Below are 14,213 nucleotides of genomic sequence, written 5' to 3' on the forward strand. Positions count from 1 at the left end.
AAGACATGGAACAGATGAGTGTGGGCTCCTCACAAAGGAAAGGACCAGCCGATGGCGGCACCTGAGAAGGTCGAACCGGGCCGCGGCCTGGCCGGGGCCCTCCGTTCCCGGACGGCTTTGTTACTCGCCTTTGCTTTCGCGGTCATGGCCGACCCCGTCTCCTCCGTCGCGTACGCTATTGAAGCAGCCCTGCGGGCACTGAACGGTGACCTGGCGCTGCTCGTCCCCACGATGACCCTCGTGGTGGCGATCATCGCCCTCGTGATCGTGAATTACCGTCAGCTGATCATCCGCTACCCGCAGGGCGGCGGTGCCGCGGCGGCAACCGGTGAGGCGTTCGGGGACCGGTGGTCCTTTATTCCGATCGGCGCCCTGGTGGTCGATTTCGTCCTGACCATTGCCATCAGCGTCTCGGCCGGGGCCTCCGCGGCCACCGCCTACTTCCCCGTGCTGGCGCCCTGGCGGCTGCTGCTCGCACTGGCCCTGGTTGTCCTGGTCGGAGCCGCGACGTGGTTCGGTCATCTGGGGCGGCTGGTCTTCGCCGCGATGACAGTGGCGTTCATCATCGTCACCGCCATCGTCCTGCTCTACGGGCTCGGGGCCTCCCCCCAGCCGGTCGGCACCATTGCCGATACTCCCGGGCATCCGCCGGTCATCGCCGTGGTCCTGGCCTTCCCGGTGGCCATGGCCCTGGCCACGGGCGTTGAAGCGCCATCCTCTGCGATCGCCCAGCTGGGCCAGCTGGATAACGCCGGCCGGAGCCGGTTCGGCCGGGTCACCCTCTGGCTCACACTTGCCATCGTGGGAGCCATCACCCTGGGCCTGACCCTTGAAGCGGCACATCTGCAAATCGGCATCCCTCCGGAGGACAGCACGCAGATCGCCGAACTGGCCCGGCTGGCCGCTCCCGGCCCCGTCTTCGCCGCCTTTCAGCTCGTCACCGCCCTGCTGCTGCTCTCGGCCGCGAGCTCCTCATTCCAGGCCGGGCCGGGTCTGCTCAAGGCCCTCGCCCGCCACACCACCGCGAAAGGACACACCATCGGGATCCTCACCCCGGCTCTGGGCCGCACGAACACCCACCACACGCCCTACTGGGGTGTGGTGCTGTTCATCGTTCTGGCCGGGCTCGTCACCGCCGCCGCGGGCGGACGAGACCAGGAACTGGTGCTCTTTTACGCCGTCTCCGTTTTCCTCAGCTTCCTGGCCGGGCTGCTCTCCATGGCCCTGTTCTCTTACCGCGACCACCGCCGCGGCTACCTCATCATGAACCTCGCTGGCGCGGTGGTAGTGGCCTTCACCCTCGTCGCCAACCTCTCCCGAGGCCTGCCCATCGTCAGCCTGGCGGCCGCCCTGGCCATCGCCGCCGTCCTGTACCGGGCATGGGTCAAGGCCGGAAAACCCCGCGGTATCCGCAACGTCGCCGCCGAAGCCGAAGAGACCACCGAATGAAACCCGACAGCAAGACCCAAAAAAACCCGAAAATCCGCAACGCCGGTGTCAACGGTAGGTTCCCGGATCTCTCCGGGCTCCGGGACACGGGAGCCGGTCTCAGGCGGGCGCTGCTGCATCCGGTCCGCTCCGTGCCGCTGGCGTTTCTTGCCGTGATACTCCTCGGCGCCGGGTTGCTGATGCTGCCGGCCGCACGCACCGCAGCCGGCACTGACCCCCTGCTGCCAGCCCTGTTCACAGCCGTTTCGGCCGTATGCGTCACCGGCCTGGTTACCGTAGACACCGCCACGTTCTGGACACCCTTCGGCCAAGGGGTGATTCTCGGACTCATCCAAGTCGGAGGATTCGGCATCATGACCCTGGCCACACTGCTGGCGCTCCTGGTAAGGAAGACCATCGGCCTGCGCGGCCAACTTGTCGCACAATCCGAAACCCACACCCTGAACTTCGGGGATGTCCGCTCCGTCCTTTTCCGGGTTGCCCGCATCATGGTCCTGTTCGAAGCCGTCACCGCCATAATCCTTACCGTCCGCTTCTGGATCGCCTACGACGCGAACCCGGGCACCGCGCTCTGGCACGGGGCCTTCCACGCCATCTCAGCGTTCAACAACGCCGGCTTCGCCCTCTACAGCGACAGCCTCATCAGCGTTGCCGATGACCCATGGATCATCATCCCCATCTGCGCAGCCATCATCGCCGGCGGGATCGGATTTCCCGTGCTCATCACCCTGCTCAGGGGAGGGGTCAGGATGAAAGACTGGTCCGTCCACCTGCGCCTGACAATTTACGGCACCCTGTTCCTCCTGGCTGCCGGCGCCGCGCTCTTCGCTGCCTTCGAGTGGAACAGAGAGCAGACCCTGGGCCCGCTGTCATTCGCCGGGAAACTCCTGGCCACGCTTGCAGGCAGCGTCTTCCCCCGCACCGCAGGGTTCAACAGCATCGACTACGGCGCCGCAGCACCCGAAACCCTGATGGTCACCAACATCCTGATGTTCATCGGCGGCGGCAGCGCCGGAACCGCCGGCGGCATCAAAATCACCACATTCCTCGTCCTGGGCTTCGCGATCTGGAACGAAATCCGCGGCCGGGACCAGGTCACCATCGCCCACCGCTCCATCAGCTCCTCATCCCAGCGCCAGGCCCTGTCCGTGGCACTCCTGGGCGTCGCCGCCGTCATCACCGGCACCCAGCTGCTGCTCATGTTCACCGACTACAGCCTCGACAAAGTTCTCTTCGAATCCATCTCGGCCTTCGCCACCGTAGGCCTGAGCACCGGCATCACCTACGACCTGCCACCCAGCGCCCAATGGGTCCTCATGGCGCTCATGTTCACCGGACGCATCGGAACCATCACCGTCGCCTCCGCCCTCGCACTGTCCTCACGGCCCCGCCTGTACCAACTCCCCGAAGAACGACCCATTATCGGATAACCCCGCTTTGCTGCCATATTCAACGCTGGTCCGGCCATAGGATCTGAGCATGCATATTGCCGTTCCAGGAGGTACCGGGGCCGTTGGCCACCATGTCGTCTCTATTGCCAGGGACCGCGGACATCGGGTGACAAGCCTGACCCGATCGGAAGGTGTGGACCTGTCCACGGGCCTCGGGCTGCACGAAGCCCTGCACGGTGTGGACACCGTTATTGATGTCTCCGGAATCCAGACGATTTCCACCAGGAAGGCCGTGGACTTTTTCACCGCCGCCACCCGGAACCTGCTCGCAGCTGAGGTGGCGGTTCAGTGCAGGCACCATATTGCGCTCTCGATCGTAGGCATCGACACGGCTAATTCGGGCCTGTACGCCGGGAAGCTCGCGCAGGAGGATGCCGTCCGGCACGGAGAAGTGCCGTGGACCATCCTGCGGTCCACTCAGTTCCACGAGTTTGTGCCTATGGCCATCAACGCCGCCTCGATTGGCCCGGTGGTGCTGGTTCCACAGATGATCACTCAGCCGGTCGCGGCGCGGGAAGTGGCTGAGGCGTTAGTGGATGCAGCAGAGCAGGGACCCCGCGGAGTGGTTGCTGATCTTGGCGGTCCCCGTCGGGAGCAGCTCGCGGATCTGGTGCGCGAATACTTGCGGAGATCCGGGCAGCGGAAGCTGGTCGTGAAGGTCCCGGCACCCGGCGCCATGGGTCAAGCCATGCGTCGTGGTGACCTGGTCCCGTCGGCCGGCTCCGCCGTCGGACGCCAGACGTTCCACGAGTGGCTGGAAACCAGGCTTCCAGTCGACTAGTGGCGCTGCCTGTGACGCATAACTGCGGCGGAGAGCCCCATGATGCCCATAAGGGATCCGAGGATGATTGCCAGGCCTGCGAGGTATTCAAGAATGGTCATCGTTGACGCACCTTTCATATGGCTGATGCGCTGACGCTAGTGATTGATGCTCAGGATCGGCCAAAGATGGCACGGTGCGTTCACTCAAGATTCAGAAAGAACTTACCGGTACCCGTCCACGATCGACGCCGCGATTTCCTTGTACGCCCTCCGCGTCTCCGGCTTCAACACGTCCAGGGTGACCAGGTCGCCGTCGGCCACACCCCTGTCGTGCGGGACGGCGATGAGCTGGCGGCAGATCCCGGCGAGGTGTTCCTCGATGGCGTCCTTGTCCACGCGGGAGGAGACCTCGTCCTTGTCCGTGATAACAACGACGGCGTTCCGGGCCAGGTCCTCGTACCCGTGGCCCGCCAGCCAGTGCAGGGTGCTGCGGGCACGCTTTGCCCCGCTCACCGCATACCCGGCGGCGATGATCAGGTTGTCCGCGGACTGCAGGATCCCGCTCATGGCATTGTGTGTCACGCCGGTGCCGCAGTCGGTCAGTGCCACGGAGTAGTAGTTGGAGATGAGCTTGCGGATCCGCAGGTACTCGGCGGCCGTGAGCGAGTCCGAGACCTCCGGGTCCTGCTCCCCCGCGATCAGGTGCAGCCGGCCGGCGTGGTGCATGTACCGGGCCAGTGCGGTGAGGGAGTCAACACCGTCGATGTTCTTGAGCAGGTCCGTGATGGTGCGCGGGCTGGCCTGCTGGTAGATCCCCTCGCCGAGGGCGCGCTCCACGAGGTCACCGGAATCCGGGTTGGCGTCGATGGCGCAGGGCGGGTCGCCGCGGAATTCTGCCAGCGTCAGGCCCACGCCCACCGTGGTGGAGGTTTTGCCGATGCCGCCCTTGAGGCTCAGCACCGCGGTGTTGTAGCTGCCCTGCAGCTGGCGGGAGATGCGGCGGGCCAGTTCGTCTTCCTCGCGCTGCTTGGCGCCGGGACCCAGGTTCCAGGCCCCGCCCGTGAGCGAGTAGAGGGCGCCGCGGACGCCGCCCACCGGCCGCGGTTTCTGTTCGCGGACGAACAGGCCCGGGGAGCTGATGAAGTCAGGCATGGGGCTGTCGGCGATGACGTCCGCCGCCGTGGGGCGGATGCGCCGGAACGCCGGTGCTTCGTCAGGAATGTACGACGACGGCGGCGCGGCTTCGTCGCCGTCGTACGCCAATGCGGGGGTGCCTGAGTCCGGCGCGGCGGGCTGCCCGGCCTGCGGCTGCGCGGTGACCGGCGGCCGGGCGGGCCGGCGGGTGGGCGCAGGAACTGAGGTGATGGGAGCCGACGTTGCGGGACTGGCTTGGTCGGCGGCGGCGGCCGCCTCCGCCCAGGAGCTGCGGCGCGGTACCGGGGTACCGGCGTCGGGGGTGTTCGCGTCGGGGGTGTTCGAAAGATCTGGCGTTACGGCTGGCATGGTTCCTGTCTGGGCATCCTGCAGCGCACTGTCGGCGCGACGGAGGTCACGGCGTCGCCGGGGCGGTTGCGGTAGCCCTGCATCTTCTGCGATGGGGCGTGCGTTCTGATCCGCCGGATCGGGCATGTCTGTCCCCCCAGGACTTTCGGCACAAGGTTCTGCGGCACTTTACGGACTGATTCAATCAGTAAGTCTAGGCGCTGGGGCGGAATTGCGAGGTCAGGAGACTGCATCGGCCGGCATCGGGTGTCCTCGCAGGAGCGGAAGACCCAGCGGTCCCCGGCCTTGTGCCTGGTGGTTGTCCGGAGGCGGAACACCTGTGGAAGAACACGCGGCGGTGAGAAAGTCCGAGAGCAACTCTTGACCGGCTTAAATGTTAGAGGCTAACATTTTTGTTATGCGAAAAGCCGCTGCCACCCGGGCGCTCCTGCAGGAGCAGGCCATGGCATTGTTTGTTCAACAGGGTTTCGACGAGACAACCGTCGCGCAGATCGCCGAGGCGGCCGGTGTCTCGCAGATGACCTTCTTCCGATATTTTCCGACGAAGGACGCCGTGGTCTTTGATGACCCGTACGATCCGGTGATCGCGGACCTGGTTGCCGCCCAGGATCCCGGGCTGCCGGCGCTGGAGCGTGTCCGGCTGGGCTTGCTGGCCGCGTGGAGCTCGGTGCCCGACCCCACAGACGATGCGGTCAGAGACAGGATCAGGCTGATAGCAGGCCATACGCGGCTTGCTGCCGGCATCTGGGAGAACAACCGCAGGACCGAGGACCTGATCGTTGACGCCCTGACCGGAACCGGCGTAGGCCGCATTGAAGCACGGGTTGCCGCAGGAGCGTGCCTGGGCGGTTTGACGGCCGCCCTGCTGGATTGGGCATCGGCGCCGGATGGGCACGAACTGCGGGACCGGATGAATACGGCCTTGGACCTGATGGGCGATTCACGCAGGACAGTGCGGCGCACCCGATGAAAACGTCAGCGGCCATCAAAGCGGAGCGCGTATCGAAGGCCTTGGGCGGATTACCCGTCCTGGACGACGTGTCCCTGGACGTGGGGCCCTCGGAAATCCACGCCCTGGTGGGGCTGAACGGAGCAGGTAAGACCACGTTGATGCGGATCCTTCTGGGCATGCTCAAACCGGACCGGGGCGCGGCTCACCTGACGGGGCTCCCCGTATCCGGTGCAGGAGCGCAGGTCTGGTCAAGGGTCGGGCAGATGCTGGAGACCCCCTTCGCCTACCCGGAGCTGACCGCGCGCGAGAATGTGTACTGCTCCGCCCGGTTGCACGGGATGGACCGGGACGCCGCCGGGTCCGCCGCGGCACGGGCATTATCTGATCTGGGCCTGGAGCAATATGCCACCCGGCGCGCCGGGACGCTGTCACTGGGAAACCGGCAGCGCGTAGGCCTGGCCGCCGCCCTGGTCCATGGACCGGATGTGCTCGTCCTTGACGAACCGACCAACGCACTGGACCCGCGCGGTGTCATCGTCCTCCGCCGGCTGCTCCAGGAGGCCTGCCGGGACAGGGGTGCCGCCATCCTGGTCTCCAGCCACCACCTTGATGAGGTCGCACGCATGGCCGACAGGATCAGCGTGCTTCACCGGGGAAGGATCATCGGTTCGCTGCAGCCCGGGACCGTGGACCTTGAACGCCGGTTCTTTGACCTGGTGCTGCAGTCCGACATGCACGAGCAGGAGCAATGATGAGCACTTCCGGGCAGGCACGGGAATTCGAGGCCCTGAAATTCCGCCGGGCGCCCGTGGTGCTGACGGTGTCCGTCCTGATCGGCGTCGCCCTGCCGGTCCTCGCAGCGGCCTTCATGGTCGCCGCGACCTCCGACGGGTCCAGCCAGATCGGCCTCAAAGCCGCGGCCATGCTGACAGGTGCAGGCTGGACCGGGTATTTGGCGATGGTGGGAATGCTTCTGTCCGTCGGCGCACTGATGGGCGTCGGTTTCGTGGTGTGTTGGTGCTTCGGCCGCGAGTTCACCGAAAAAACCCAGGCCTGCCTGTTTGCCCTGCCGGTCAGCCGGGCCCGGCTCGCCTATGCGAAGTTTACGGTGATCCTGCTCTGGGCCCTGCTGCTCTGCCTGGTCAGCGTAGCGGTCGCCTTTCTTGCCGGTGCCGTCATCGGTCTGGGCGCGCCCGGCCCGGAGGATCTGGTGGCCGCAGGCAAGGCATGGTGCGGCGGTGCCCTGGCAGCCCTGCTGGCTTGTCCGCTTGCAGTCGTGGCCAGCGTTGCCCGCGGCTATCTTCCCGGCGTCGGCGCACTGGTGCTGCTTGTGGTCGTCACGCAGGTGGTGACGGCGTTCGGAGCCGGGGCGTGGTTTCCCTACGCAGCGCCCGGACTGTGGATGGGCATGGGCGGCGCGGCGGCCGCCGAAACGGTCAGCCCACTCCAGCTCTTCCTCTGCGTCCCGGTCTCCGTGCTCGGCATCGCCATTACCGGTCAATGGTGGAAGAACATGCAAATCAGCTCCGGTTGAGAAAGGCCGCAGCCAAGTGGGTACCGTTCGGGCCGTCCTAGTGGGCTCCGATCAGGTTGACACGATCAGTCAGCCGCGGGTGAGTGCGGCGATGACGACGGCGGCGGTCAGGACCAGAAGTACGGCAAGTATGGCGTAGGCCTGCCATTTGGGACGGCCCTTATGTGGGTTGATGTCGATATAGGGCATGGCTAGCTGCGGTTACTCCTCATGGCGGTCACCCGCACTGCCCGTCGCTTACGGCGCAGCACGTGGTACATCGCATAGAAGGGAATCAGCAGTGTGCCCAAAAGTGCGCACAGCGCCAGGACATAGTCGATGAGAGCCACGATGGTCCGAACGTTAGAGTGATCACCCATGCGATCAGAGGTCACGCTATCGGTTCGTCACGTCTACTGACAAGTCACATCACGGGCGCCCATCCACGGCCGTCCGTCAGCGGTTGAGCGCGATTACCACCACTGCCACCGTGGCCACTGCCAGCGCGGCCAGCGCAACGTAGGAAACGGCCTGAAATCTACGACGGCGGAGCTCGCTCCGGGAGTCGCGCGCGTACTGTGTGCCCCCATATTTCCCTATGCCCCAAGGCTATGACACGGTCTGAAGGTTTGCTCAAGTCACGCCGAATATGACAGATTTGGCGATTCAGCTGCGCACGCGGCGACCTGAACGATCCGCGAAGGAGTCCAGGGCGGCAAGGATCTCATCCGAGCGCCAGTGGCGGCCACGCTTGAACTTGTCGAACCCCTGGACTACACCGGCTTCTTCCAAGACCTGCATCTGGCGCCAGATGGTTGCCGGCGAAATTCCCAGCCGGTCCTCTAGCAGTTCGGCGTTCACCACTGGCTGGCGGGCCAGGAGGTCAGCGATCGTCCACGCCGCAGCATCCTTGCGGGCCTTGATGGCTTCTTTCCACCGTTCTCGGGCAGCGGTGATGTCGCCCGCCAATTTCCGGCCATTGTCAATGGCACGGAACGTCGCCTCTGCGGTAAGCAGGATTATCGGGTCCGGATCCCCCTTCCTGTAGGCGGTCAGGGCGTCGTGATAGCCGCTCACGTCGTTGAGGAGGCCGGCCGACACAGGTACGGTCACCGTGCGCGTCAGGCCCTTGTTGCGAAGCATGGCGTGCAGCAGTGCCCGGCCCGTGCGGCCGTTGCCGTCGGTGAACGGGTGAATGGTTTCGAACTGGGCATGTGCTATCGCAGACTGGGCTAGGATCTGGACATCGTTCCGGCGGGCGTAGTCCATCAGGTCATGTATGAGTTCCGGGACTCGGCGGGAATCCGGGGCTACGAAGTCGGCCCCGGCCGGGCTGATGCTGGAAGTGCCGATCCATACCGGCTCCTCCCGGAACCTGCCTGCGCCCTGCGGATCCGCGTGACGCATAAGGGCGCGGTGCATCTCCAGGACGGTCACCGCTTCCAGGGAGTCGGCGGCGGCCAAGGCGGCGTTCATGGCTGCCACGTTGTCCACAACCAGGGTGGCATTTCTTTTGGAGTCATCACCCAGTTCTGCCATTCCGATGCTGCGGGCATTGGCGGTGACATTCTCGATCTGCGAGGAGGACACGGACTCGGTGCGCAGCAATATGGCCGAGAAGGGGGCAACGTCGCCGCCGAAGTCGTGGTCGAAGTCCCGGATGGCCAGGGCTGCGTCTTCAACCGCTGCAGTCACCTCACCGGAGGGCGCGTAACGGATGGACGCGATGAATGGCGGGACGGCTGCCTTGTACGGCACGAATGGGTTCTCAGTCATGGTCCGCGGGCCGGCACCGATCTTGGTCTCCCATTCCAGCCGTTCCCACCCCAGCGGCGGCCAGCCGCCGTCCGCCTTGGCTTCGACCGCGACGTCAGGCTCGGCGGACGCCGCGGAGTTTTGTTTTCCGGGCCTGTGTGGCTGTTCCAAGGTCTCCTGACTCAAACCGAGAATCCCCATTGCAAGGTATTTCACATCAATCGGAAGTGAAAAGATCAACACTCAACTATTTCACTTCTTGCAGGATATGAAAAGATCCACGCCGACAAATTGCAGATCTTCGCGGGCCTCAAGCCCGTCGCCGGCCACAATGTCCACGGCGTTGTTGATCCCCAATCTGTGCCGACCGATGCTGTTGACTGTGCCAAGGAAGTCAACAGGTTTTGCGGAAGTCGCCAAAAAGGACGTGACGCACGACGCCGGGACGGTCGCCTATGTGCGTCCCGCGGTCCTGCGGACCTTGAAGAGATCACCTCAAACGAGCGAGACAGCGGCCGCGGTCCGTCCAGACTGGCGCCGGCGATGCGGGCCCCGGCGCCCGGAACACCGTCGCCACAGACCATGCGCAGCGGTAGAATCCGGTCATGACTCAGGCCGCAGGGCACCCCACCATGTCGTTCGGCGACGCGATCCTCGCGGGCTTCCGGCAGTATGCCGAGTTCGCTGGCCGCGCCGGCGTGGCCGAGTTCTGGTGGTTCATGCTCTTCGTGATTCTGGTATCCAGTGGCCTCGGCGCCCTGAACGTGGCCACTCCCAACGGGGTGATCGGTGTTGGTTCAAGCCTTGCCTCGCTCTGGGTGATCGGCACGATGATCCCCACGCTCGCCGTCGGTGTCCGCCGCCTCCGTGATGCCGGCCGCCGGTAGACAGAGCTCTTCTGGCTGCTCATCCCGATCGCGGGCCTGATCGTTATGGCCATTCGTATGTCGGAGCCGTCCAAGCTGTAGCAGGGCGGAAGCCCTGGCGTTACATCACAACAACAGGCTCGTAGTGCTCCACCCTCGGAAACTGCGAATAGAAGTGATGCAAGAGCCCGCGCCACTCCTGGTACTCAGCGGATCCCCTGAAACCCTCGGTGTGGTCCTCCAGCCGCGCCCATTCCACCAGCAGCAGGTATGTGGCCGGGTTCTCGATGCAACGTGAAAGCGTGAGGCCTTGGAATCCCGGCATGGAGCCAATGATAAATTTCGCTTTGCCAAAAGCAGTCTCGAATTCGTCCTCCATGCCGGGCTTGACGGAGAGCAATGCATGTTCGGTAATCACCCAACCATCATGGCATCGCGCACGTAAATACCGTCACCGTCCACGTTAATGAAATATAAAGCGAGCCACCCAGGGCTGACCTGCGCTAATAGTCCATTCGAGTCTCAACGTCAACGCATTTTTTGCACAATTTTTGGTGTCCAAAGAAATGCAGTTGCCGTGATATATTCCTCCATGTATTGCCTCTTGGGGGGAGGCCAATGCAGGCATTCATGACCGGCAAACAGTATTTCCCTCAGGGATCCGTAAACATCATCCGAGAGGGATAATCTTGTCCAATCTTCAGTTTGCCCCGGGCGAATCCAACGTCCACGTTGCAAAATTCAGCCCATCCGTTATCCTCTTCTGGCTCAAGACCGAGCTGGGAGTCACAAACACTCGAATTATCTCGAAGCGTGCCAACAGCTTGTTGGGCGTAATTCCCTTGGGATACGCGGAAGAAACCTTCCCGCTGGCAAACACCGCTGGTGTCGGTGTAGAGATCAAGTTCTCCTTGGGCCGGGCTATCGTTGGCTTCATCCTCCTCATTGTTGGGCTTACCAACCTCAATGCGTTTTTCGGCTGGGTCGCCTTGCTGCTCGCCATTTCCCTCATCCTGAACGCAATGAGCGCCGTGATGAAGATTAAGAACAACGGCGGCGGGGAAACCAAGCTCCAGGTTTCGATTCTTGAGAAAGCCAAGCTCGAGCAGTTCCGCAACGAAGTGAACACGCGGCTCTTCGCCGATCAGCAGGGGCTCCGCCACCAGGAAACCATGGGCATGCACAGCATGAACCTCCTGAACCAGCAGGCCCAGATTAATCTGCAGGAGCAGCTGAACCGTAATCTGACGGACAAGTAACCTTTCCGCAGAGCGATCTGCAGGGGCGCGGACGGCCTAGCCGTCCGCGCCCTTGTTCTTGGCGCGCAAATTGAACGACCCGGAGGTTGCAGGGAGCAACCCCGGCTTCATGGGGGAACGTAATGATCAGCTATTAAAGGGTGCCAGGATGCGCTTCCGCCTCACAGGCATCCTGGCGGCATTGACTGCGGCTGCCCTGGCATTGAACGGATGCACTCCGTCGCCCCAGGCCCAGGATAAGACCGTCACCGCGTCGCTGGCCGACGGGGTGGAAGCTTCTGTAGTACAGCGTTTTGAATTTCCGCTGTCAACCCAAACGCGCGGGGTGTACCGAAAGCTAGTGCAGCGGCCGAGTCTCCTGCAGGCGCTTGATGAACCAGCGTGACTGCTCCGGGCCGTAGGGCAGCACGGGGATTGCCTTGGTGGCGTCGGTGGGGGTTTCGCGGATGGACTGCTGGGCCTGGCGGACGGCGGTGGTCATGGTGTTGGCCATGGTCTTGACGAACTGGTCACTGCAGGGCTGGCCATGGCCGGGGATCAGGAACTCATAGCGGTGGCGCAGGGCGGAGATGTGGCGCAGGCAGTCGGCCCATTCCTCCGGGTAGGAGTCCTCGAAGGAGGGGTGCGCGCCCTGCTCCACGAGGTCGCCCACGAAGAGGGTGCTGGGGGTGCCCACCAGGAGATCGCCGTCGGTGTGGCCGCGGCCCAGGTAGAAGAGGGTTGCGGTTATTCCGCCCAGGTCCACCAGCACGGGCTGGTCCTTGACGATGGCGTTGGGCACCACCAGTTCCACGTTCTCGCCCTCGCCCGTGGACATCTCCGGCTCCAGCGTTCCCACGAACCGTCGCTGCAGGTCCCCGTGCTCGTCGATCTCCTGGGCGCAGTTTTCGTGTGCCCAGAACTCGGTGGCGCCGTCGGACGCGAACACGGCGTTGCCGAAGAAGTGGTCGTAGTGCGCGTGCGAATTGACGACGACGAGCGGCAGGTCCGTCTTCTCCCGCACCGCGTCCAGGATCTCGCGCCCCTGCCGCGGCCCGCAGCCGGTATCGATCACCATGGCACGCTCGGAGCCCACAATGAGGCCGGTATTCAGCAGGGATCCTTCGGTGACCAACACGTAGTTGTCCGCGCCGACGTCGAGCCATTCTGACATTGTTTCTCCGTACCTCCGGAAAGCGACTGCATTCTTCTTGGCCTCGATTCTACCCACGGGCCCTTGGTGTTCCCGGGAGGTGGCAAGGTCACCAACCTCGCACGCGCTATGAAACGGCCGACGGCGCGGGCTGCTGATCGCGTCGGTGCGGTGCGGTGAGCACTAGGGCGTGTCTCCTAATAGTGCGCTCCAGATGATGACGGTGTGCAGAACGGCCGCTGAGCGGTAGGTGAGGGCCAGTTTGTCGTAGCGGGTGGCCAGGGAGCGCCATTGCTTGAGGGTGTTGAAACTGCGTTCGACGACATTGCGGCGCTTGTAAGCGTCCTTGTCGTAGGTGACGGGCCGGCCGCCGGAGGAGCCCTTGCGTTTCCGGTTGGCTTTCTGGTCTTCCTTTTCTGGGATGACGCATTCAATGCCCCGCCCGCGCAGGTAGCTCCGGATCGCTTTGGATGAGTAGGCTTTGTCAGCCATGGCCCGGTCCGGGCGGCCGCGGGGCCGTCCGGGACCTTCCCGTTCGACTTTCAGGGCATCCATGAGGTTTTCAAACATGGGCGAGTCCCCGCCCTGACCGGGCCCCAGGAGCAGGACCAAGGGGCGCATGTTGCCGTCAACCAGGGCATGGATCTTGGTTGTCAGGCCGCCGCGGGAGCGTCCGATGGCATGATCATCCGGCTCATCAAGCAGATTCCTGTAATTCGAGAGGTCCCCCTGTGTGGCGGGGAAGGTTCGTGCCGTGCTGGTGGGCACGGTTCACCGTGGAGTCCACTGACACCTCCCAGTTGATCAGCCCTTGCGCGTCGGCACGGGTCAACAACGCAGCCAGTACCCTGTCCCAGATCCCGCTGGCGCTGTTGCGGCGGTGGTGCTTCCATACGGTCTTCCACGACCCGAAATGGGAAGGGAGATCCCGCCATGGAATACCTGCCCGGTAGCGGTAAATGATGCCCTCTGTCATCAACCGGTGGTCATTGAACGGCCGCCCCGGTTTCCCCGAGGAATCAGGCATCAACGGGGCAATGAACTCCCACTGGGCATCGGACAACAAGGCATAACGCGAACTCACCACTCAATTTTGCCAACAAGCCACCCCCAGCATTAGGAGACACGCCCTAGGAGGAGCCGGCTAAAGTTTCGCCGCACGGCTCCTAAGCCAAAGCGCCACTGCAGAACCCAAGACGAGGACTGCCACGAAGAAGCCACCAATCACCAAGCCTGAATTGACATCGCGTTCCGATGAGACCTTATCCAAGCTAGCCCGTTCCGGAGTCAGTGAAGCTGCCACCGATTCTGATGGCGAAGCGGATGGCGTGGCAGAGGCCTGGGCGTCAGAATTGGGCTTTTCCGTTGCCTCCGCATTGGCGGCGGCTTCAGCGTCGGCTGTGGCCTTGGCATCCGCCTCAGTCTTGACTTGAATGGCTGCCGCGTCTTGTGGGACTTCAACAGGGACGCTGACATTCGGCACGGAAGGCAACTGGTCCACCGTTGTGGTGTTTCCGTTGTAGGCCGGGACAGGTGCCTGCTGTACAGGTGGCGGAGCCGGAACTTGTGCA

General features: G+C 63.8%; 13 protein-coding genes and 1 pseudogene. 8 read left to right on the forward strand and 6 right to left on the reverse strand.

Translation table 11 applies throughout. From position 1 onward, the window contains the following. Positions 1-51 precede the first annotated feature (51 nt). From ACQCSW_RS16405 to ACQCSW_RS16415, 3 genes are read left to right on the forward strand one after another with little or no spacing between them, the layout of a single operon-like run. Entirely contained in the window at positions 52-1,449 is a 1,398-nt protein-coding gene (locus ACQCSW_RS16405; RefSeq protein WP_426987543.1) for a hypothetical protein, read from the forward strand. Next, positions 1,446-2,879: a TrkH family potassium uptake protein gene (locus ACQCSW_RS16410; RefSeq protein WP_426987545.1), complete on the forward strand. Its 1,434-nt coding sequence runs from the start codon at positions 1,446-1,448 to the stop codon at positions 2,877-2,879. The genes ACQCSW_RS16405 and ACQCSW_RS16410 overlap by 4 nt, the downstream gene beginning before the upstream one ends. Positions 2,880-2,928: 49 nt before the next feature. Then, positions 2,929-3,681, forward strand: a complete 753-nt coding sequence (locus ACQCSW_RS16415; RefSeq protein WP_426987547.1) for an SDR family oxidoreductase — start codon at positions 2,929-2,931, stop codon at positions 3,679-3,681. 203 nt (positions 3,682-3,884) lie between these two features. Here ACQCSW_RS16415 and ACQCSW_RS16420 read toward each other — a convergent pair whose 3' ends face one another. Continuing rightward, positions 3,885-5,165 (reverse strand): MinD/ParA family ATP-binding protein, encoded by a 1,281-nt coding sequence (locus ACQCSW_RS16420; protein WP_426987549.1) that lies wholly within the window; start codon positions 5,163-5,165, stop codon positions 3,885-3,887. A gap of 397 nt (positions 5,166-5,562) precedes the next feature. Between ACQCSW_RS16420 and ACQCSW_RS16425 the strand changes: the two genes are divergently transcribed. From ACQCSW_RS16425 to ACQCSW_RS16435, 3 genes are read left to right on the forward strand one after another with little or no spacing between them, the layout of a single operon-like run. Next, the gene (locus ACQCSW_RS16425) at positions 5,563-6,135 is read left to right on the forward strand and encodes a TetR family transcriptional regulator (RefSeq protein WP_426987550.1); all 573 of its coding nucleotides are present in this window, start codon (positions 5,563-5,565) and stop codon (positions 6,133-6,135) included. Then, positions 6,132-6,869 (forward strand): ABC transporter ATP-binding protein, encoded by a 738-nt coding sequence (locus tag ACQCSW_RS16430; RefSeq protein WP_426987551.1) that lies wholly within the window; start codon positions 6,132-6,134, stop codon positions 6,867-6,869. Before ACQCSW_RS16425 ends, ACQCSW_RS16430 begins: the two co-directional genes overlap by 4 nt. Beyond that, positions 6,866-7,651 (forward strand): ABC transporter permease, encoded by a 786-nt coding sequence (locus ACQCSW_RS16435; RefSeq protein WP_426987553.1) that lies wholly within the window; start codon positions 6,866-6,868, stop codon positions 7,649-7,651. The genes ACQCSW_RS16430 and ACQCSW_RS16435 overlap by 4 nt, the downstream gene beginning before the upstream one ends. A gap of 191 nt (positions 7,652-7,842) precedes the next feature. Here the strand turns inward: ACQCSW_RS16435 and ACQCSW_RS16440 are convergent, their stop codons facing one another. Further along, positions 7,843-8,010 carry a hypothetical protein gene (locus tag ACQCSW_RS16440; protein WP_426987555.1) on the reverse strand — a complete coding sequence of 56 codons (168 nt, stop codon included), beginning with the start codon at positions 8,008-8,010 and terminating at the stop codon, positions 7,843-7,845. Between the two features lie 286 nt (positions 8,011-8,296). Then, positions 8,297-9,556 (reverse strand): Fic family protein, encoded by a 1,260-nt coding sequence (locus ACQCSW_RS16445; RefSeq protein WP_426987557.1) that lies wholly within the window; start codon positions 9,554-9,556, stop codon positions 8,297-8,299. Between the two features lie 434 nt (positions 9,557-9,990). Here ACQCSW_RS16445 and ACQCSW_RS16450 point away from each other — a divergent pair, with 434 nt between their 5' ends. Next, positions 9,991-10,272 (forward strand): DUF805 domain-containing protein, encoded by a 282-nt coding sequence (locus ACQCSW_RS16450; RefSeq protein ID WP_426987559.1) that lies wholly within the window; start codon positions 9,991-9,993, stop codon positions 10,270-10,272. Between the two features lie 100 nt (positions 10,273-10,372). On the opposite strand, the gene ACQCSW_RS16455 is transcribed toward ACQCSW_RS16450, so the two are convergent. Then, entirely contained in the window at positions 10,373-10,669 is a 297-nt protein-coding gene (locus ACQCSW_RS16455) for an antibiotic biosynthesis monooxygenase family protein (protein WP_426987560.1), read from the reverse strand. A gap of 271 nt (positions 10,670-10,940) precedes the next feature. On the opposite strand from ACQCSW_RS16455, the gene ACQCSW_RS16460 reads away from it, so the two are divergent. After that, entirely contained in the window at positions 10,941-11,510 is a 570-nt protein-coding gene (locus tag ACQCSW_RS16460; RefSeq protein ID WP_426987562.1) for a hypothetical protein, read from the forward strand. Positions 11,511-11,847: 337 nt separating this feature from the next. On the opposite strand, the gene ACQCSW_RS16465 is transcribed toward ACQCSW_RS16460, so the two are convergent. After that, positions 11,848-12,663 carry an MBL fold metallo-hydrolase gene (locus ACQCSW_RS16465; RefSeq protein WP_426987563.1) on the reverse strand — a complete coding sequence of 272 codons (816 nt, stop codon included), beginning with the start codon at positions 12,661-12,663 and terminating at the stop codon, positions 11,848-11,850. A gap of 162 nt (positions 12,664-12,825) precedes the next feature. Next, a pseudogene (locus ACQCSW_RS16470) lies at positions 12,826-13,669 on the reverse strand (IS5 family transposase). Positions 13,670-14,213: the final 544 nt, after the last annotated feature.

This window comes from Pseudarthrobacter sp. Y6, assembly GCF_050156205.1.
GTDB lineage: Bacteria > Actinomycetota > Actinomycetes > Actinomycetales > Micrococcaceae > Arthrobacter.